16 protein-coding genes and 1 pseudogene are annotated in these 18,630 nt (G+C 66.1%); 2 read left to right on the top strand and 15 right to left on the bottom strand.

The features are described from left to right. Positions 1-39 precede the first annotated feature (39 nt). The 12 genes from ACVWZ5_RS07125 to ACVWZ5_RS07070 all read right to left on the bottom strand — a co-directional run bounded on the left by ACVWZ5_RS07125 (position 40) and on the right by ACVWZ5_RS07070 (position 11,714). Positions 40-408, bottom strand: coding sequence for a hypothetical protein (locus ACVWZ5_RS07125; protein ID WP_186599339.1), 369 nt, complete (start codon positions 406-408; stop codon positions 40-42). Next, positions 405-749, bottom strand: coding sequence for a helix-turn-helix domain-containing protein (locus ACVWZ5_RS07120; protein WP_062573013.1), 345 nt, complete (start codon positions 747-749; stop codon positions 405-407). Before ACVWZ5_RS07120 ends, ACVWZ5_RS07125 begins: the two co-directional genes overlap by 4 nt. 90 nt (positions 750-839) lie before the next feature. Continuing rightward, positions 840-1,280, bottom strand: a complete 441-nt coding sequence (locus tag ACVWZ5_RS07115; RefSeq protein WP_457340497.1) for a YkvA family protein — start codon at positions 1,278-1,280, stop codon at positions 840-842. Positions 1,281-1,559: 279 nt separating this feature from the next. Continuing rightward, positions 1,560-2,282, bottom strand: a complete 723-nt coding sequence (locus tag ACVWZ5_RS07110; protein WP_028690136.1) for an FKBP-type peptidyl-prolyl cis-trans isomerase — start codon at positions 2,280-2,282, stop codon at positions 1,560-1,562. Between the two features lie 201 nt (positions 2,283-2,483). Further along, positions 2,484-3,488, bottom strand: a complete 1,005-nt coding sequence (locus ACVWZ5_RS07105; RefSeq protein ID WP_028690137.1) for a response regulator — start codon at positions 3,486-3,488, stop codon at positions 2,484-2,486. A gap of 51 nt (positions 3,489-3,539) precedes the next feature. Further along, positions 3,540-4,553 carry a chemotaxis response regulator protein-glutamate methylesterase gene (cheB, locus tag ACVWZ5_RS07100; protein WP_062573011.1) on the bottom strand — a complete coding sequence of 338 codons (1,014 nt, stop codon included), beginning with the start codon at positions 4,551-4,553 and terminating at the stop codon, positions 3,540-3,542. After that, positions 4,550-6,844 (bottom strand): hybrid sensor histidine kinase/response regulator, encoded by a 2,295-nt coding sequence (locus ACVWZ5_RS07095; RefSeq protein ID WP_062573010.1) that lies wholly within the window; start codon positions 6,842-6,844, stop codon positions 4,550-4,552. The genes cheB and ACVWZ5_RS07095 overlap by 4 nt, the downstream gene beginning before the upstream one ends. Continuing rightward, positions 6,841-7,506 carry a chemotaxis protein CheW gene (locus ACVWZ5_RS07090; RefSeq protein ID WP_062573009.1) on the bottom strand — a complete coding sequence of 222 codons (666 nt, stop codon included), beginning with the start codon at positions 7,504-7,506 and terminating at the stop codon, positions 6,841-6,843. The genes ACVWZ5_RS07095 and ACVWZ5_RS07090 overlap by 4 nt, the downstream gene beginning before the upstream one ends. Further along, positions 7,503-8,756 (bottom strand): CheR family methyltransferase, encoded by a 1,254-nt coding sequence (locus tag ACVWZ5_RS07085; RefSeq protein ID WP_062573008.1) that lies wholly within the window; start codon positions 8,754-8,756, stop codon positions 7,503-7,505. Before ACVWZ5_RS07085 ends, ACVWZ5_RS07090 begins: the two co-directional genes overlap by 4 nt. After that, positions 8,753-9,274, bottom strand: coding sequence for a chemotaxis protein CheW (locus ACVWZ5_RS07080; RefSeq protein ID WP_457340496.1), 522 nt, complete (start codon positions 9,272-9,274; stop codon positions 8,753-8,755). Before ACVWZ5_RS07080 ends, ACVWZ5_RS07085 begins: the two co-directional genes overlap by 4 nt. 5 nt (positions 9,275-9,279) lie before the next feature. After that, positions 9,280-10,902, bottom strand: a complete 1,623-nt coding sequence (locus tag ACVWZ5_RS07075) for a methyl-accepting chemotaxis protein (RefSeq protein ID WP_062573006.1) — start codon at positions 10,900-10,902, stop codon at positions 9,280-9,282. Positions 10,903-11,030: 128 nt separating this feature from the next. Further along, positions 11,031-11,714 (bottom strand): tellurite resistance TerB family protein, encoded by a 684-nt coding sequence (locus ACVWZ5_RS07070; RefSeq protein ID WP_062573005.1) that lies wholly within the window; start codon positions 11,712-11,714, stop codon positions 11,031-11,033. A gap of 117 nt (positions 11,715-11,831) precedes the next feature. Between ACVWZ5_RS07070 and ACVWZ5_RS07065 the strand changes: the two are divergent. Then, positions 11,832-12,029: pseudogene (locus tag ACVWZ5_RS07065) on the top strand (type II toxin-antitoxin system HicB family antitoxin); the annotation flags it as partial. 1 nt (position 12,030) lies between these two features. Here the strand turns inward: ACVWZ5_RS07065 and ACVWZ5_RS07060 are convergent. The 3 genes from ACVWZ5_RS07060 to ACVWZ5_RS07050 all read right to left on the bottom strand — a co-directional run bounded on the left by ACVWZ5_RS07060 (position 12,031) and on the right by ACVWZ5_RS07050 (position 14,281). Next, positions 12,031-13,137 (bottom strand): NADH:flavin oxidoreductase/NADH oxidase, encoded by a 1,107-nt coding sequence (locus tag ACVWZ5_RS07060; protein WP_028690145.1) that lies wholly within the window; start codon positions 13,135-13,137, stop codon positions 12,031-12,033. Between the two features lie 155 nt (positions 13,138-13,292). Further along, positions 13,293-14,081: a type I methionyl aminopeptidase gene (map, locus tag ACVWZ5_RS07055; protein ID WP_028690146.1), complete on the bottom strand. Its 789-nt coding sequence runs from the start codon at positions 14,079-14,081 to the stop codon at positions 13,293-13,295. After that, positions 14,078-14,281 carry a ParD-like family protein gene (locus tag ACVWZ5_RS07050; RefSeq protein ID WP_062573004.1) on the bottom strand — a complete coding sequence of 68 codons (204 nt, stop codon included), beginning with the start codon at positions 14,279-14,281 and terminating at the stop codon, positions 14,078-14,080. Before ACVWZ5_RS07050 ends, map begins: the two co-directional genes overlap by 4 nt. 295 nt (positions 14,282-14,576) lie before the next feature. On the opposite strand from ACVWZ5_RS07050, the gene ACVWZ5_RS07045 reads away from it, so the two are divergent. Next, positions 14,577-18,557 (top strand): molybdopterin-dependent oxidoreductase, encoded by a 3,981-nt coding sequence (locus ACVWZ5_RS07045; RefSeq protein ID WP_457340495.1) that lies wholly within the window; start codon positions 14,577-14,579, stop codon positions 18,555-18,557. Positions 18,558-18,630 lie beyond the last annotated feature (73 nt).

The following is an 18,630-nucleotide window of genomic DNA, read 5'->3' as shown; positions in this document are numbered from 1 at the left end:
GGCAAACCCGCTCCCACAACCAAGCCTACAGCCACGATTTCAGGCCTCTTCCGGATAGCGATACTCGAACACCCGCACCACTTCAGAGGCATGCCAGGACGCCGCCTCCATGCCATCCACCGGTCCGGAAAACCGTCCCAGGCGCTCGACGCACTCGAAGAAGCCGGTGCGCGGCAGGCGGCTGGCCCCCTGGCTGATCACCAGCGAACTGCGCAGTGGCTGTTCGGCGCGGGCGTCAAGCGCCGCCAGGTATTCAAGCGCCGCGGTCAGGGTCTGCATCGCCGGACTGGGCAATTGCAGGCGCTCAAGCAGCGCACGGTACGTGAGCAGGTGGCGTTGACGGCGGGCCAGGTCGAGCTCGTTCAGCAGGTTCTGCCATTGCTGACGGCTGATCCTGACCTGGCTCATGACGGCTCGCTCCAGCCGGCCACGCCAAGGTGCCAGGCCAGGCTGCGCAGGATCGCAGCGTCCGGGCGGCGCTCCCCGGACTCGATCATCGCCAGGTAGGCCGGGCTGATGCCGACGCTGCGTGCCAGTTGCTCCGGCGCCAGCCCCTTGGCCTGACGCAAGGACGCCAGCTGGTCCAAGGAGGACAGGCTGGCGCTTGGTTGAGTGCTCTCGTTGTGACTGGTTGAGTCGGGAGCCGCGGCCGGCGCCTGGCCTGCGGCCGCCAGCAACTTCTGATATTGCTCCCAGGGAACCACTGCGTACTCGGGCTGACCGTCCCGGCTGATGACCTGAATACCCATACAACCCCCTTGACGTTGGATTACGGCATGTAATCCGTAGGCATAACCCTTATGCCAATTATATTACCAAGCTCGGGGGTCTGTGCGGAATCAGCTGCCGGGCCGCTCGAGACGCAGCGCCTCCGGGGTGTCCGGAAGGCGCTCGACCACCCGCAACCGTTCCGGCGACTGGGCGTCGCGCCAGGCCTTGAAGCGGCCCAGCTCATCGGCGACGGTCTTGAGCACCCAGCCCAGCACGGCGATGTCATCGAGCAGGCCGACGCCCAGCAGCCAGTCAGGGATCGCATCCAGGGGGCTTACGAAGTACAGCAGTCCGGCGACGATGATCACCAGTGCCTTGGGGCTGACGGCGCGGTACTCGCCACGCCACCAGGCCAGGCACAGCGCCTGCATCAAGCGCAGATCCTCGCACAACTGGCCCAGTTTCGGCCCCTTGCGGGCCACCGCGAACAACAGGGCCGGCAGCCGCCCGCGGCTGAGCAGGCGTTCGGCCAGGGGCAGGAAGCGGGCGAAATTCCAGGGTGCGCTCATGGGACCTCCAGAGGAGCAGGGGTTATCCACATTTATTGTGGATAACCTTGTGAACAGGGCGACATTGGCGCCGCGTGGTGCCCGCCGGGCAAGGGCCAGGTACGAATCGGGCGTTTTTTACACAACCGTTTCAATCGCGCAAACGTTTTGCGACACCGGCCCCCGTGTCTGCGTGGGTACTGCTTGCGACAGTGAATGACGCCGACGGTTCGCGTCAAGCCGGACTGAAAACGACGACGCCCCGTCGAAACGGGGCGTCGTCTTGCAACGGGCCGGGTATTACTTGGCCGGTGCCTGGTCGGCCTTGGCCGGATCCTTGATGGCAATCAGCTCCAGGTCGAAGACCAGGACCGAGTTGGCCGGGATCAGCGGGCTCGGGCTCTGTGCGCCATAGGCCAGCTCGGCCGGGATGTACAGCTTGTACTTCTCGCCGACGTGCATCAGTTGCAGACCTTCGACCCAGCCCGGGATCACGCCGCTGACCGGCAGGTCGATCGGGCTGCCGCGCTCGACGGAGCTGTCGAAGACCTTGCCGTCGGTCAGCTTGCCTTCGTAGTGGACGGTGACCACGTCGGTCGGTTTGGGTTGCGGGCCGTCGGCCTTCTTGACCACTTCATACTGCAGGCCCGAAGCGGTGGTGATCACGCCAGGCTTCTTGCCGTTTTCCTCGAGGAATTTCTTGCCGGCGGCGGCAGCTTCCTCGCTAGCCTTGGCCAGGCGTTCTTCGGCGCGCTTCTGCAAGGCGGTGAAGGCTTCGACCAGCTCTTCGTCCTTGATGCGCTGCTCTTTCTTGCCTACCGCGTCCTCGATGCCCTGGGCGACGGCTTTCGAATCCAGGTCGTCCATGCCTTCCTGGGCCAGGCTCTTGCCCATGTTCAGGCCGATACCGTAGGAGGCCTTCTGTGCCGGAGTCTTCAGCTCGACGCTGCTGGTCTGGGCGTCGCAGCCCGCGAGGACCAGGCCTACCAGGGCAACCGCGGCCGCCAAACGATGCTGTTTCATGTAATTTCCTTGTTCATGCGCCATGAGGGCAATCAGGGTAAAGCCGCGAGCTTAGCAGGCGGCCGCGACCAATGGCTACCGGCATAAGAGCGGGTTGCGCGCAGGAAGTTCCTGGGTGAAAGGTTGTTCATGGTCGCAGTTGCAGCCTATGGCCAGCATTGACGGCTCTTGCGCGGCGGGAACGAGCCGATGGAGACCGGATCATGCAATGCCAACCTGGTTGCGCCCGCTGTTCTTGGCCAGGTACAGCCCCTTGTCCGCCGCCGAGATCAGCTGACGGCAATGACTGCCGACACTCGGCGTCAAGGTCGCCAGACCGATACTCACGGTCAGCAGGGAGGCCGCCTCAGGCACGGTGTGGGCGATCTTCAGGCCCATGATGGTCTGGCGCAGCTTCTCCGCCACCAGCCGCGCACCACCAGGGGAGGTGTTAGGCAGCACCAGGGCGAACTCCTCGCCGCCATAACGCGCCGGCAGGTCGGTCGGCCGCGAGCAGCAGCCGCGAATGGCCTCGGCCACCTGACGCAGGGCCTCGTCACCGGCCAGGTGACCGAAGCTGTCGTTGAACGCCTTGAAGTAGTCGACGTCGACCATCAGCAGCGACAACTGCTGCTGTTCACGGATAGCCCGGCGCCACTCCAATTCCAGGTACTCATCGAAATGACGACGGTTGGACAGCCCGGTGAGACCGTCCGAGTTCATCAACCGCTGCAACATCAGGTTGGTGTCGAGCAACTGCTGCTGGCTCACCCGCAGTGCGCGATAGGCCTCGTCGCGCTGCAACAGCGTGAGGTACGAGCGCGAGTGATAGCGGATACGCGCCACCAGCTCGATGGTGTCCGGCAACTTCACCAGGTAGTCGTTGGCCCCGGCAGCAAAGGCCGCGCTCTTGACCAGCGGGTCCTCCTTGGTGGACAGGACGATGATCGGAATATCCTGGGTGGCCGGGTTGTTGCGATACTCGCGCACCAGGGTCAGGCCATCGAGGCCCGGCATGATCAGGTCCTGGAGGATCACCGTGGGCTTGATGCGCATGGCTTGGGCCACCGCCTGGTGCGGGTCGGCACAGAAGTGGAAGTCGATGTTCTCTTCGTGGGCCAGGCCACGGCGCACCGCCTCGCCGATCATCGCCTGATCGTCGACCAGCAGGACCATCGCCGCGCTTTCGTTGATGGTCGTGAAACCTTCGATCGGTAGATCATTCATCCGTAGTCACCCGTTGACCGCCGGCCACGCGGCGCGCCTCAATACATATCTTCATTTCGAAAAGATTTCCATCAGTCGCCCGGCAATTCGCTCCAGCGGACGGATTTCCACCGCCGCGTCGATCGCCGCGGCGGCCTTGGGCATGCCGTACACCGCGCAGCTCTGCTGGTCCTGGGCGATGGTGAGGAAGCCCTGCTGGCGCATCAGTTTCAGGCCCTGGGCGCCGTCGCGCCCCATGCCGGTAAGCAGCACGCCCACCGCGTCGCCTGACCAGTAGCGCGCCACGCTCTCGAAGAACACGTCGATCGAGGGCCGGTAGATTTCGTTGACAGGCTCGGCAGTGTAGGCCAGCTCGCCGTTCCTCAGCAGGCGGATATGGTGGTTGGTGCCGGCCAGCAGCACCTGCCCCGGCTGCGGAGGCTCACCCTCGCGGGCCAGGCGCACCGGCAGACCCGACGCTGTGCTGAGCCATTCGGCCATGCCGGCGGCGAACACCTGATCCACATGCTGGACCAGCACGATGGCCGCCGGAAAACTGCGCGGCAGGCCCTTGAGCAGCACTTCCAACGCCGCCGGCCCTCCGGCCGACGAACCGATGGCCACCAAGGCACGGCGCTGCGAGGTCTCGCGTAGCGGCGCGGCCACCGTACGAGCGGCGCTGGGACGCTGCTGGCCGATCAGCCAGCCAATATTCAAGATCTTGCGTAACAGCGGCGCGGCCGCTTCCCGGGCGTCACCCGCGCCCAGCGCCGGGGTATCGACCACATCCAGGGCGCCATGGCCCATGGCCTCGAACACCCGATGCACGTTCTGCTTGCGGTCCACGGTGACGATGACGATGGCGCACGGAGTCTCCGCCATGATCCGCCGGGTGGCCTCGACACCATCCATCACCGGCATGATCAGGTCCATGAGGATCAGGTCCGGGGTCTGCTCGGCGCACAGGCGCACCGCCTCAGCGCCATTGCCCGCCACCCAGATCACCTGGTGCGCGGGTTCGAAGGCCAACGCGCGGCGCAGGGCCTCCACGGCCATGGGCATGTCGTTGACGATGGCGATTCTCATCCCTGGGCACCTCCGATCAGCTCCACGACCGCCTCCAGCAACGCATCGTCATGGAAGCTGGCCTTGGCCAAATAATAGTCGGCGCCGGCATCCAGTCCACGACGCCGGTCTTCTTCGCGATCCTTGTAGGAAACCACCATCACCGGCAGCGATTGCAGGCGACTGTCGCGCCTTACCAGGGTAACCAGCTCGATACCGTCCATGCGCGGCATGTCGATGTCGGTGATCAGCAGGTCGAAATCATCACTGCGCAGGGCGTTCCAGCCGTCCATGCCATCGACGGCCACCGCCACGTCGTAGCCTCGATTGCCCAGCAGCTTGCGCTGCAGCTCGCGCACGGTGAGCGAGTCGTCGACCACCAGGATGCGCTTGCGCGCCACACCCTTGCCGCCCCGCCCGCCCCGTTCGATACGCTCCAGGCGGCCGGTGCTGAGCAACTTGTCCACCGAGCGCAACAGGTCCTCGACATCGACGATCAGCACCACCGAGCCATCATCGAGCAAGGCGCCCGCGGAAATGTCCTGGACCTTGCCCAGGCGCGGGTCCAGCGGCATCACTACCAATACGCGTTCGCCGATCAGGCGCTCGACCGCCACCCCATAGAGCTGTTCGCGCTCGCGGATCACCACCACCCGCAGGCTCTGCTCGTCGCCCTGCGCCGCCGGCCGGTTGAGCAACTGGCTGGCGGCCACCAGGCCGATATGCCGGCCTTCGTGCCAGAAGTGCTGACGGCCTTCGATCTGCACGATGGCCTCGGCCGGCACTTCGACGGTGCGCTCGATATGCGCCAGGGGGAAGGCATAAGCCTCGCCGCCCACCTCGACCACCAGGCTGCGCACCACCGACAGGGTCAACGGCACTTCCAGGTGGAAGCAGCAGCCCTGCCCCGCCACCTGGGTCAACTCGATGGACCCGCGCAGTTCGCGGACCATGTGCTGCACCGCGTCCAGCCCGACACCGCGACCAGACACCTCGGTGACCGTGTCGCGCAGGCTGAAGCCCGGCAGGAACAGGAACGTCAGCAGCTCGGCCTCGCTCATCTGCGCCACGGTCTCGGCCGGCGACAGGGCACGCTCGACGATACTGCGGCGCAGGCGCTGCAGATCGATACCGGCACCATCATCGGACAGTTCGAGGATCAGCAACCCGGCCTGGTGCGAGGCGCGCAGGCGTACCGTGCCCTCGCTCGGCTTGCCGGCCAGCAGGCGCTGCTCGGGCAGCTCGATACCGTGATCGACCGCATTGCGCAGCAGGTGCGTCAGCGGAGCCTCGAGTTTTTCCAGCACGTCGCGATCGACCTGGGTCTTCTCGCCCTCGACCAGCAGGCGCACGGGCTTGTCCAGCGAGCGTCCAAGGTCGCGGACCATCCGGCTCTGCCCGGTCAGCACATCGGCGAACGGACGCATGCGACAGGCCAAAGCCGTGTCGTAGAGCAACTGCGCGCGCTGGCTGGCCTGCCAGCCGAATTCGTCCAGGTCAGCCGCCTGTTGCAACAGGATTTGCTGGGTTTCGGCCAGCAACTGCTGGGTCTGGGCCAGGGCTTCGAGCACTTCTGGCCCCTGGCCGCTCTCCTCCAGCTGGGCCTTCAGCCCGTCCAGTCCCCGCATGCCCTGGCCATGCATGCGTTTCAGGCGCTGCAGGGTGGCCAGGTAGGGTTTCAGGCGCTGGGTCTCGACCAGCGACTTGCTCGACAGGTCCAGCAGGCTGTTCAGTCGGTCGGCGGTGACCCGCAACACCCGCTCGCCGCCCTCGCCACCGCGTTTTCCAGCCTTGCGGGCAGGCATCGGTTCCGCTTCGACGTCGGGCTCAGGTGGCGGCAGGGGCTCGGGCTCCGGCAGTGCAGGCTGGACGACAGGCGGCAGGCTCGGTGCACTCGGCTGTGCGTTGGCCAGCAAGGGCGCCGAGGGGTCGAGCAAGGCCGCCATCTGCGCCAGAAACACCGCCACGGCGGCTTCGCTTTCCTGATCGCCCGGCGTGGCGATGCGCATCAGCAGGTCGGTGCCCTGCAACAGTGCGTCGATATGCTCGGGGCGCAGCAGCAGACGGCCTTCCTGGGCTGCTACCAGGCAATCTTCCATGACGTGGGCGACACTGACCCCGGCGTCGATGCCGACGATCCGCGCCGCGCCCTTGAGCGAGTGCGCCGCACGCATGCAGGCCTCGAGCTGATCGGGTTGCGCAGGGTTGCGCTCCAGCGCCATCAGGCCCGCGCTGAGCACCTGGGTCTGGGCCTCGGCCTCCAGGCTGAACAGCTCGAGCAGCGACGCATCGCGCATTTGCTCCGGGGTCATGACAGGCTCCGCTTCACGGCTGACATCAAGTGTTTTTCATCCAGCACGCGCACGCTGCGCCCACGCCACTGCAGCACCGCCGCAGTGAAGTGCGCCGCATCGCGGCCGTTGTCCAGGCTCGCCGGGTCGAGGCGATGGATACCGTCTATCTCGTCCACCGGTACCACCACCGGCCCGCCATCGGCCGCCAGGATCAGCATGCGCGGCATGCTCCGCCCACCGCGCTCGCCGCCCGCCTCGACCGATACGCCCAGCAGGTCGGCCAGCGACAGGCAAGGCACCAGCGCCCCGCGCACATTGGCGACCCCCAGCAGCACTCGCGAACGCTGGTGAGGCAATGAGTGCACCGGCTGCGACGGGGCGATCTCGGCCAGGCAGGCGGTCGCCATGGCCAACCATTCCTCGCCCAGGCGGAACAGCAGCATCGAGCGGCCGACCGCTTCTTCCTGCACAAGTGGCGCCTCGAGCGGTTCATCCTGAATCAGCGCATAACGGTCGAGCAGGCGCGTTGCCGCCTCGGCATAGACCTCACAATTGCGGCAGTGCACATGCCGTGGCAGCAAGGGGCACTGCTTGTCGCCATGCACCCCGATACGATTCCAGCAGTCATCGATCTGCTCGTCATCGTGGGCGATCAGTTGCATATGGTATCCGCCGCTCATCGTTCAGACTCCCTGCCTGCCCGAGCGGCACGCTCCTGCAGGCGTCGCGCGCCCGCCTCGTCGCCCTGAGCGGCCAGCAGCATGGCCAGGTGCATCAGCGCCTCCGGGTGCTGCGGCTCGAGGTAGAGGGCCTTGCGGTAATGGGTGATGGCCTGCGCGGCATCGCCCTCGGTATCGCTGAGCAACCCCAGCCAGTAGTAGACCTGTGCCTTGGGCGCGAACTTGCGTAGATAGCGCTCGCAGCCTTCCCTGGCCTGGGCGCTGTCGCCGGCATTGGCATGCCGGGCGATGCTGGCCAGCAGTTGCGCGTCATCCTCGGCCGGCATCGCCCTGGTGGCTGGCGCGGCGTTCGACCTGCCGACCCGCGGCGGCAGAGCCACGATACGCGGTGGCACAGGCGGCGCGACTGCTGGACGGGCCACCGGCGCCGGCTTGGCAATGACGGCAGGCGGCGCTTGGTCCTGGCGCACGTAGGCGAACGACTGGGCGATCCCCAACGGCCGCATGCCCAGGCGCGCCAGCAGGCTGCCCTCTGCCGGCCCGATGAACAGCACGCCCTGGACATGGGTCATGTGCTTGAGCACCTCGAACACTCGCTGCTGGGTCGGCACATCGAAATAGATCAACAGGTTTCGGCAGAACACGAAATCATAGAGACCTTGGCGCGCCCGCAGCGCCGGGTCGAGCACGTTGCCCACCTGCAGGCTGACCTGCTGGCGCACCCGCTCATCCAGGCGATGGGCCTCGCCGACGGCGGTGAAATGCCGCTCGCGAAAGGCCAGCTCGCTGCCGCGGAACGAGTTGCGGCCATAGACCCCTTGCTCGCCCTTGGCCACCGAACTGGGGCTGATGTCGAGGCCGTCGATTCGGAATGCCCCAGGGCCCAGCCCGCCGTCGAGCAACGCCATGGCGATCGAGTACGGCTCCTCGCCGGTGGAACAAGGCAGGCTGAGGATCCGCAGCGGCCGGGCACCGGCCAGCTCCGCTACGCGTTTGTGGGCCAGGCCCGCCAGCGCGGTGAAGGATTCGGGATAGCGGAAGAACCAGGTCTCCGGAACGATGACCGCCTCGATCAGGGCCTGCTGTTCATCGGTCGACTGCAACAGGCGCACCCAGTAGTCGTCCAGGTTCTGCGCCTGCACGAGGGTGCAGCGTTGGCGCAAGGCACGCTCGACCATCGCCGTGCCGACCGACTCGACGTCCAGGCCGATGCGCTCCTGCAGGAAACGAAAGAAACGCTGCTCAGTCATGCCTGTACCTGCCCTGGGTCCAGCGGATAGAGCAACTCGCGCACCGCGTCCGACAACAGGTCGTCCACCTCGATGCGTTGCAGCAAGCCCCGGGCGTCCTGCCGCACGGGCCCGAGGTAACGCGCCTCGGCATTGTCCAGCCCGTAGGGTTGGAAGTCGTCAGGCGCGCAGCGCAGGGTGTCGGTGGCCTGCTCCAGGATCAGCCCCAGCTGCAACTGCGGACGCTGTGGATCGGCGCGGTAATGCACCAGCACCAGGCGCGTGCTGCTGCGCGACTGGGCCGGCGAGCCGAAACTGAGCGCCGACAGGTCGATCACCGGGACCAGCGCACCGCGATGGGCGAGCACGCCAGCCACCCAGACCGGGGCCTGGGCGATGGGCTTGAGCGCACGTTGCGGCAGGACCTCGATCACCTCGCGCACGTCCAGGGCGAAACGCTGGTCGGCGATGCGAAACTGCAGGTACAGCACGCCCTTTTCAGTGCTGGCGCGCGCCTCGCGGGGGGACATGTCGTTCATCGTCGTCAGACTTTGAACCGCGACACACCACCGCGCAGCCCGGCGGCCACCTGGCTCAGTTCGTCGATGGCGAAACTGGCCTGGCGCAGCGACTCGACGGTCTGGGTGCTGGCATCGCTTAGCTGGGCCAATGCCTGGTTGATCTGCTCGGCGCCGGTGGCCTGGGCCTGCATGCCCTCGTTGACCATCAGTACCCGCGGCGCCAACGCCTGCACCTGGTGGATGATCTGGCTCAGTTGCTCGCCGACCTGCTGCACCTCGAACATGCCGCGGCGCACTTCCTCGGAGAACTTGTCCATGCCCATCACCCCGGCCGACACCGCCGACTGGATCTCGCGCACCATCTGCTCGATGTCGTAGGTGGCCACGGCGGTCTGGTCGGCCAGGCGCCGCACCTCGGTGGCGACCACGGCGAAGCCACGGCCGTATTCGCCGGCCTTCTCGGCCTCGATGGCGGCGTTGAGCGACAGCAGGTTGGTCTGGTCGGCGACCTTGACGATGGTCACCACCATCTGGGTGATGTTGCTGGCCTTTTCGTTGAGGATCGCCAGCTTGGCATTGACCAGGTCGGCGGCGCCCATCACCTGGTGCATGGTTTCTTCCATGCGCGCCAGGCCCTGCTGGCCGGAGCCGGCAAGGCTCGAGGCCTGGTCGGCGGCGCTGGTGACTTCGGTCATGGTACGCACCAGGTCCCGCGAGGTGGCGGCGATTTCCCGCGACGTGGCGCCGATCTCGGTGGTGGTGGCGGCAGTTTCGGTGGCGGTGGCCTGTTGCTGCTTGGAGGTGGCCGCGATCTCGGTGACCGAGGTGGTCACTTGCACCGACGAGCGCTGGGCCTGGGCCACCAGGTTGGCCAGGGACTCGGCCATCTCGTTGAAACCACCCTCGATCGCGCCGAACTCATCCTTGCGGTCCAGGTTCAGGCGCATGCTCAGATCACCCGAGCGCAGACCGTCCAGACCGTGGACGATGCGTTGCATGGGTGCGGTGATCTGGCGCATGAGCAGCAGTCCGCAAACACCGGCGGCGATAATGGCCAGCAGCAGCGAGACGACCATGCTGCCTTTGGCGGTGTTCACCGCACTGACGATGTCGTTGGTGGCCTTGTCGGCGGACTCGCGGTTGCGCTCGATCACTTCGTTCAGGTGCTGGCGCCCTTCTTTCCAGGCCGGCGTAAGCACATCCATGATCAAGCGCTGGGCTTCGAGGTAGTTCTTCTGGCGGTAGGTCTCCAGGACCTGGTCGACGAGCTTGACGTACTCCTCCTCCAGACGGGTGAAGTCGTCGAACGCCGCCTGGTCGGCAGCGTCGCGGATAGTCGCCTGGTAGCTGGCCATGTGTTTCTTGAGGCGATCGTTGAAGCCCTTGAACAGCTCCAGGTCGGCCGAGGTGATCTCGCGGTGGTTCGACAGCCCCACCAACTGCTGGCTGGTGACGTAGCTGTCGACCCACGCACTGCGGATCATCGAGCTGTAGTAGACGCCGGGGATGCTGTCGGACCCCACGGCCTCCTCGCTGGACTCGATCGCCACCAGCCGCGAGTAGGCGGCCACAATCATCAGCAGCATGATGGCGATGATCACGGCGAAACTTGCCAGGATCCGTTGGCGCAAGGTCCAGTTCTTCACATTCAGCCCTCAGGAATTCGATACGAGCGGGAAAAATCGCCGAAGTATAGCCCAGGCTTCCCGTTCAATTGCGGCTGAATGCAGCGGTATTCAGGCGTCCGTGCCCGTTCAGGCGGCCAAATGCCGGTTCACTGACCTGCGGCAAGCCTGACCTGATTCTCCAGTTCCTGGCGCAGGTTCGGGTCGAGGCGCAGCTGGCGGGCCAGTTCATCGAGATAGGCACGCTCCATGAAGTTCTCCTGATCGACCATCATCACACTGGCCAGGTACATTTCGGCGGCCATCTCCGGGGTCTGCGCGGCGCGGGCCACCTCGGCCGGGTCCAGCGGCTTGTTCAGTTCGGCATGCAGCCAGTGCTGCAACTCACGGTCGCTGTCCAGGCGGGTGAACTCGCCTTCGATCAATGCCCGCTCCCGTTCGTCGATATGGCCATCGGACTTGGCCGCTGCCACCAGTGCCCGAAGCACGGCTTGGCTATGCTGCTCGGCCTGGGCCGGCGGCAGACGATCGAGGGTTTGCGGCTCGTGATTGCCCGCGCCCTGGCGCGCCTGCCAGTTGCCATAGGCCTTGTAGGCCAGCACGCCAAGTGCGGCCAGCCCGCCGTAGGCGAGTGCCTTGCCGCCGTACTTGCGCGCCTTCTTGTTCCCCAGCAGCAGGCCCATCGCTCCAGCCGCCAATGCGCCGCCGCCGGCACCGGACAACAGGCTGCCAAGGCTCCCGGAGCCCTTGTGACTGGTGCCCTTGCCCTGTTGGTTCTGCAGCATGGATTGACCGGTTTTCAATAGCTGATCGAGCAGACCACGGGTGTTCATCTGGCAGACCTCGCAAGCATCCAAAGTAGGTAGGACTGCAGAGTAGGCCGGCAAGCTGAAGCCACGCTTAACGCATTTGCATCCGGATGTTGCCCAGCTTGGTTTGTTCAGCCAATCGCTTTCGAGGAAGCCGTCGATGACTACCTCGAAACTTGCAAGCACCTGGGGCGTGAACCGCAGAAGACCTACTCCGGAACACTCAGCCTGCGCCTGGAGCCCACCCTCCACGCCAGCGTGGCGGCCGAGGCCGAGCTGGCGCAGAAGAGCATCAACCAGTGGGTCAGCGACATTCTCAGCCAGGCGGCCTGTCGCTGAATCAGTCGCGCAGGTCCGACTCGTGGATGGGGTTGGCCCGGCTGGTGGCCCGCTGATACTGCGCTGGCCAGGTCGCCTTGTTGCCGCCCAGGTCGTCGTCGGCATGCAAAGGCCAATAGGGGTCGCGCAGCAGCTCGCGGGCGAGGAAGATCACATCGGCCTGGCCGGTGCGCAGGATATGCTCGGCCTGGGCCGGTTCGGTGATCATGCCCACGGTGCCGGTGGCGATTTCCGACTCCTTGCGTACCCGTTCGGCAAAGCGGGTCTGGTAGCCGGGGCCGGTGGGGATCTCGGCATTGACCGAGGTCCCGCCTGACGACACATCGATCAGGTCGACGCCCAGGGCGCGCAGGCGACGGGCCAGTTCGACGGTCTCGTCCGGGTTCCAGCCATCCTCGACCCAATCGGTGGCCGACACCCGCACGAACAGCGGCAGTTCCTGCGGCCAGGCCTTGCGTACCGCCTCGGCAACCTGCAGGGTCAGGCGAATGCGGTTTTCGAAGCAGCTGCCGTACTCATCGCGGCGCTGGTTGCTCAACGGCGAAAGGAACTGGTGCAGCAGGTAACCGTGGGCGGCGTGGATCTCGACCACCTTGAAGCCAGCCTGCAATGCCCGCTCGGTCGCGGCGACGAACGCGGCGACCACGTCCTGGATCTCGTCCTTGGTCAATTCACGTGGTGCGGTGTGCTGCGGATCGAAGGCGATCTTCGACGGCCCGACCGGCTGCCAGCCGCCCTCCTCGATCTTGACGCTGCCTTGCTTTCCGAGCCACGGCCTGTGGGTGCTGGCCTTGCGCCCGGCATGGGCCAGCTGGATACCGGGCACGGCGCCCTGGGCGGTGATGAAACGGGTGATGCGTTGCAAGGGCTTGATCTGGTCGTCAGTCCACAAGCCGAGGTCCTCGGCAGTGATGCGCCCATCGGCGGTGACCGCGACGGCCTCGCTGATCACAAGACCCGCGCCACCGACCGCGCGGCTGCCCAGGTGGACCAGGTGCCAGTCGTTGGCCAGGCCGTCGACGGCGGAGTACTGGCACATGGGGGAAACGGCGATGCGGTTGGGCAGGGTCAGCTGACGCAGGGTGTATGGCTCGAGCAGCAGGCTCATGGGGCACCTCCCAGGGACTCCAATGGTTTCCGGGCCGGCGGTTGTAGTCGAGCGTGGGCCGGTACCGGTAGTTTCAGACTAGACCATGAAGATGGGAGGCGAGCCTGAGCGCCAAGTTCCGATGACGGGCTGCACCATGACCCAGGCATCCGTGCTTATGAACCCTTTGCAGCCTGCCGCTCTTCCTCACGCAAGGTCAGCACCTCGAACCCGCTCTCGGTCACGGCCACCGTGTGCTCCCATTGCGCCGATAGCGTGTGATCGCGAGTGATCACCGTCCAGCCATCGCGCAGACCACGGGTCCCACGCCCACCCTGGTTGATCATCGGCTCGATGGTGAACACCATCCCCGGTTGCAGCTTCATGCCCATGCCGCGCTGGCCGTAGTGCAGCACCTCCGGTGCCTCGTGCATCTGCCTGCCGATGCCATGCCCGCAGTATTCGCGCACCACGCTGTAGCCAGCGGCCTCGGCGTGGACCTGGATGGCATGACCGATATCACCGAGGGTCGCGCCGGGGCGCACCTGCTCGATGCCCTTCCACAACGCGGCATAGGTGGTATCGACCAGGCGCCGGGCCTGGTCGCCGATCTGACCGATGCCGTACATCTTCGACGAGTCGGCAATGTAGCCGCCCTGCTCCAGGGTGATATCGACATTGACGATCGAGCCTTCCTTCAACACCTCGTCGGCCTTGGGCATGCCATGGCAGACCACATGGTCCACCGAGGTGTTCAGTGAATAGGGGAAACCGTACTGGCCCTTGCTCGCCGGTCGGGCCTTGAGGGTTTCGACGATGAAGGCCTCGGCGCGGTCGTTGATCTGCATGGTGGTCACTCCGGGGCGGATGAAACCGTCGAGGTCGGCAAACACCCGGGCCAGCAGTTGGCCTGCGCGGCGCATCAGCTCGAGCTCGGCGGCGTCCTTGAGGATGACCTTGCTCATTGCAGAAGCGCCTTGAGGTTGGCCTGCTCCTGGCGCAGCAACTGGCGCAGCAGTTCCTGATAGGTGGCTTGCGGGTGCAGTTCGGCCAGCATGCCGAGGCGGATCCAGTGCTCGGCCTGGGCGTTGATCGAACGCGACAGCGCGGAGCTGGCCACGCGCAGGTCTTCGTGGAGGTCGTCGCAGATCTTGACGATACCCATGGTGTAGTTACTCGCATATATGAAACGTACGCGAATCATATATCCACCCGTATGCACGCGCCATCCGTTGGTGCGTGGTTCCCCGTATTGGTGCACGCCTTTGCCAAGCCAACCATCGAACCTGTGAGCGGGCTTGACCCGCGATGACATGGCCCGGGATTTGCTGCCTGGTTGCCATCGCGACCATCAACGCCGATGGTCCCTTTCATCACGACGAAGGCGCCGTGTTGCCCCGCTTGCCGCTTGCAGGCCGGGCAGCCGGCGCCTTTGTCGTTTCGTCAGCAGGAGATTGCCGATGAGCGACAGCCAAGTGCGCAGTGTTTGCCCGTATTGCGGGGTCGGCTGCGGCATCGTCATGCACGTGAGCGATGCCAAGGTGGTCAAGGTCAGTGGCGACAAGCAGCACCCGAGCAACTTCGGTCGCCTGTGCACCAAGGGCCTGAGCGCCCATGTGCCGCTACAGGCCGGGCGCATGACCCACGCCTTCGTGCGCGACCAGCGCAGCCAGCAGCCGGCGCGTTGTAGCCTGGACATGGCCATCAGCGAAGCCGCCGCGCGGTTGCGCGCGATCATCGACACCCATGGCGCGGATGCCGTGGCCTTGTACGTGTCCGGACAGATGTCACTGGAAGCCCAGTACCTGGCCAACAAGCTGGCCAAGGGCTTCATCCGCACCCGTCATATCGAATCCAACTCGCGCCTGTGCATGGCCAGTGCCGGCAGCGGCTACAAGCAGTCACTGGGTGCCGACGGACCGACGGGCAGCTACCAGGACTTCGAACGCGCCGAGGTGTTCCTGGTGATCGGCGCGAACATGGCCGACTGCCACCCGATCCTGTTCCTGCGCCTGCTCGACCGGCTCAAGGCCGGGGCCAGGCTGATCGTCGTCGATCCCCGGCGCAGTGCCACCGCCGACAAGGCCGACCTGTTCCTGCAACTGCGCCCGGGCACCGATCTCGCGCTGCTCAATGGCCTTCTTTACCTGCTGCATGTCAACGGCCACACCGACGCGGATTTCATCGCCCGCCACACCGAGGGCTGGGAGGACCTGCCGGCGTTTCTCGCGGACTACACCCCGGAACGGGTCGCGGCCATCACCGGGTTGAACGAGGCCGACCTCCACGAAGCCGCCCGCCTGATCGGTGAGGCCGGCGAATGGATGAGCTGCTGGACCATGGGCCTGAACCAGAGCATCCACGGCACCTGGCACACAAATGCCCTGTGCAACCTGCACCTGGCCACCGGCGCCATCTGCCGTCCCGGCAGCGGGCCGTTTTCGCTGACCGGCCAGCCCAACGCCATGGGCGGCCGCGAGATGGGCTACATGGGACCGGGCCTGCCGGGCCAGCGTTCGGCGCAGGTGGCGGCGGACCGCGCCTTCGTCGAGCGGCAATGGCAGCTGGCGCCCGGCACATTGCGCAGCGAGGGCGGCGAAGGCACGGTGGCGCTGTTCGAACAGCTCAAGAACGGCGAAGTGAAGGCCTGCTGGATCATCTGCAGCAACCCGGTGGCCAGCGTCGCCAACCGCCAGCAGGTGATCGACGGCCTGAACCAGGCACACCTGGTGATCAGCCAGGACGCCTTCCTCGACACCGAGACCAACCGCTACGCCGACATCCTCCTGCCCGCGGCGCTGTGGGCCGAGGGCGAGGGGGTGATGATCAACAGTGAGCGCAACCTGACCTTGATGCCACGCGCCGTCGAGCCGCCTGGCGAGAGCCTGGAGGACTGGCGCCTGATCGCGCGCATCGCCTGTGCCATGGGCTATGCGCACGCCTTCGACTACCCCAATGCCGAGGCGGTCTTCGATGAGATCCGCCGCTTCCACAACCCGGACACCGGCTACGACCTGCGCGGCATCGACTATGCCGGGTTGCGCGCCAGCCCCCGGCAGTGGCCCTGCGCGCCGGGGCGCGAGGATAACCGCAGCCCGCTGCGCTATCGCAACGACGTAGACGGCCAGCCAGCGGCGCTGAGCTTTCCGACTACCAGCGGCAAGGCGCGTTTTCATGCCCGACCCTGGCTGGCGTCCGCCGAGTTGCCGGACGATGCCTACCCCTTCATCCTCAACACCGGCCGCGTGCAACATCAGTGGCACACCTTGACCAAGACCGGCAAGGTCCCAAGCCTGAACCGCCTCGACCCCGGCCCCTTCGTCGAGATCCACCCCGCCGATGCCCGGCGCCTGGGCATCGGCGACAAGGACCAGGTGGCGATCCGCTCACGCCGCGGCCAGGCGCTGCTGCCGGCCCGCCTCAGCGACCGGATGCTGCCCGGCGGCTGCTTCGCGCCGTTCCACTGGAATGACCTGTTCGGCGAGCAGTTGGCGATCAACGCGGTGACCTGCGACGCCGTCGACCCCACCTCGCTGCAACCGGCCTTCAAGTATTGCGCCGTTACCCTGGAGCGGGTCGCGGGCGAACGCATCGAGGCCCTCGAGCTGAACGTCGCCCTTCCCGCGGAGCCCACCACCATGCCGACCGCTACCCTCGCCCGCCTGCTGGGCCTGGAGGCACAGCCTGCAGCGATGCTTGCCGAAGAGGAGCGGCATTACCTGCAAGGCTTCCTGCTTGGCCTGCAACACAGGCAGGCCGAGGGTGTGCCAAGTCTGCCGGTCAACGCACCGCTGGCACCGGCCCGACGCCTGTTCGTCGATGGCCTGCTGGCGGGGCTGTTGGCCCAACCGCAAGCACAGCCGACCTTGGCTTGTCATCGTGTGTTGTGGGCCTCGCAGACCGGCAACGGCGAGGCACTGGCCGAACGCTGCGCCCAACGCCTGCGCGAAGCGGGGCTGACGGTGGCGCTCAGCAGCATGGAAGGTGTCAGCCCGTTACAACTGCGCGGCTGCGCCAGCGTACTGCTGATTGCCAGCACCTTCGGTGACGGCGACGCTCCGGACAGTGGCGCCGCATTCTGGCAGGCCCTGCAGGGTGCGGGCGAAACCGATTGCGCCAAGCTGCCCTACGCGGTGCTGGCCCTGGGCGACTCCAGCTACGATCAGTTCTGCGGCTTTGGTCGCAAGCTCGACCAGCGCCTGGCGGAACTGGGCGGCCAGCGCCTTTTGGAGCGGGTCGAGTGCGAGGCGGACTTCGAGGCTGCATTCAGTACGTGGCTCGAGGCCCTGCTGCTGGCCCTTGGCACAAACACGGTCGCTACGCCGGCGCCACCGACTGCCAAGCCCCACGGCAGAAACCAGCCATGGCCTGCACGCCTGGTGGAGAACCGCCTGCTCAATGGCCCTGGTTCGACCAAGGAGACCCGTCAGCTGGTGTTCGACCTGGCGGGTAGCGGCCTGGACTACCAGCCCGGCGATGCGCTGGGCGTGTGGCCGCGCAACTGCCCGGCGCTGGTCGAGGAGTTGCTCGGCCTGATGCAGCTCGATGGCCAGGCCATGGTCGAGCTTGAAGGCCGCAAGCCAATGCCCCTGGGCCTGGCGCTGGAACGGCATCTGGACATTGCCCATGTCACGCCACGACAGCTCGAGGCGCTCAGCGAAAACGCGCCCTCTCTGCAGCAGCTGTTGCAGCCTGAATGCAAGACCGCGCTCAAGGACTGGCTGTGGGGCCGGCAACTGGCCGATGTGCTGCGCGAGTTCCCCCGGCAATGGCCAATGGCCCGCTGGCTGGCGCTACTCAAGCCCTTGCAGCCAAGGCTGTATTCGATCAGCTCAAGCCCCAAGGCGCATCCGGGGCAGGTGCACCTGACGGTGTCCACGGTGCGCTATGGCGAACGCAAGGGAGTCTGCTCGGCCTTTCTCGCCGACCGAGCGACGGACGTCGAAGTGGCCATCTTTGCACAACCATCGAAACACTTCCACCTGCCCGACGACGACGGCACGCCCATCGTCATGATCGGCCCCGGCACCGGCATCGCGCCCTTCCGGGCTTTCCTCGAAGAGCGCCAGGCACGCGCTGCAAGTGGCCGCAACTGGCTGTTCTTTGGTGAGCAGCACGAGGTACACGACTTCTACTATCGCGAGCAGTTGCTGGCCTGGGAAGCGCAGGGCCATGTACGCCTGAGCACCGCGTTCTCCCGCGACCAGCCGGAGAAGATCTATGTGCAGCAACGCCTGCTGGAACAGGGCGCCGAACTGTGGCGCTGGCTGCAGGACGGCGCGCATGTGTTTGTCTGCGGCGATGCCCAGCGCATGGCCCGGGATGTGGATGCGGCCTTGCGCCAGGTGGTGGCGCAGCACGGCGGCCTGGACGAGACCGCGGCAGCGGCCTATGTCGAAGGTTTGGGACGGGACAAGCGCTACCGGCGGGATGTGTATTGATGCACCACGGTGGTGAGGGCTGCACCCTGCTTGTGCGCCCGCACCACCTGGCCAGCACATGCCCAAAGCTGTA

The sequence above is a fragment of the Pseudomonas sp. TE6283 genome (assembly GCF_054060555.1).
The sequence above is the reverse complement of the archived record's forward strand: the minus strand, read 5'-3'. Positions and strand labels throughout refer to the sequence as shown.

Coding starts and splice junctions, on each gene's coding strand:
- ACVWZ5_RS07125 (WP_186599339.1), bottom strand. CDS start 408: ATGAGCCAGGTCAGGATCAGCCGTCAGCAATGGCAGAACCTGCTGAAC.
- ACVWZ5_RS07120 (WP_062573013.1), bottom strand. CDS start 749: ATGGGTATTCAGGTCATCAGCCGGGACGGTCAGCCCGAGTACGCAGTG.
- ACVWZ5_RS07115 (WP_457340497.1), bottom strand. CDS start 1,280: ATGAGCGCACCCTGGAATTTCGCCCGCTTCCTGCCCCTGGCCGAACGC.
- ACVWZ5_RS07110 (WP_028690136.1), bottom strand. CDS start 2,282: ATGAAACAGCATCGTTTGGCGGCCGCGGTTGCCCTGGTAGGCCTGGTC.
- ACVWZ5_RS07105 (WP_028690137.1), bottom strand. CDS start 3,488: ATGAATGATCTACCGATCGAAGGTTTCACGACCATCAACGAAAGCGCG.
- cheB (WP_062573011.1), bottom strand. CDS start 4,553: ATGAGAATCGCCATCGTCAACGACATGCCCATGGCCGTGGAGGCCCTG.
- ACVWZ5_RS07095 (WP_062573010.1), bottom strand. CDS start 6,844: ATGACCCCGGAGCAAATGCGCGATGCGTCGCTGCTCGAGCTGTTCAGC.
- ACVWZ5_RS07090 (WP_062573009.1), bottom strand. CDS start 7,506: ATGAGCGGCGGATACCATATGCAACTGATCGCCCACGATGACGAGCAG.
- ACVWZ5_RS07085 (WP_062573008.1), bottom strand. CDS start 8,756: ATGACTGAGCAGCGTTTCTTTCGTTTCCTGCAGGAGCGCATCGGCCTG.
- ACVWZ5_RS07080 (WP_457340496.1), bottom strand. CDS start 9,274: ATGAACGACATGTCCCCCCGCGAGGCGCGCGCCAGCACTGAAAAGGGC.
- ACVWZ5_RS07070 (WP_062573005.1), bottom strand. CDS start 11,714: ATGAACACCCGTGGTCTGCTCGATCAGCTATTGAAAACCGGTCAATCC.
- ACVWZ5_RS07060 (WP_028690145.1), bottom strand. CDS start 13,137: ATGAGCCTGCTGCTCGAGCCATACACCCTGCGTCAGCTGACCCTGCCC.
- map (WP_028690146.1), bottom strand. CDS start 14,081: ATGAGCAAGGTCATCCTCAAGGACGCCGCCGAGCTCGAGCTGATGCGC.
- ACVWZ5_RS07050 (WP_062573004.1), bottom strand. CDS start 14,281: ATGGGTATCGTCAAGATCTGCGACGACCTCCACGAAGACCTGCGCGTG.
- ACVWZ5_RS07045 (WP_457340495.1), top strand. CDS start 14,577: ATGAGCGACAGCCAAGTGCGCAGTGTTTGCCCGTATTGCGGGGTCGGC.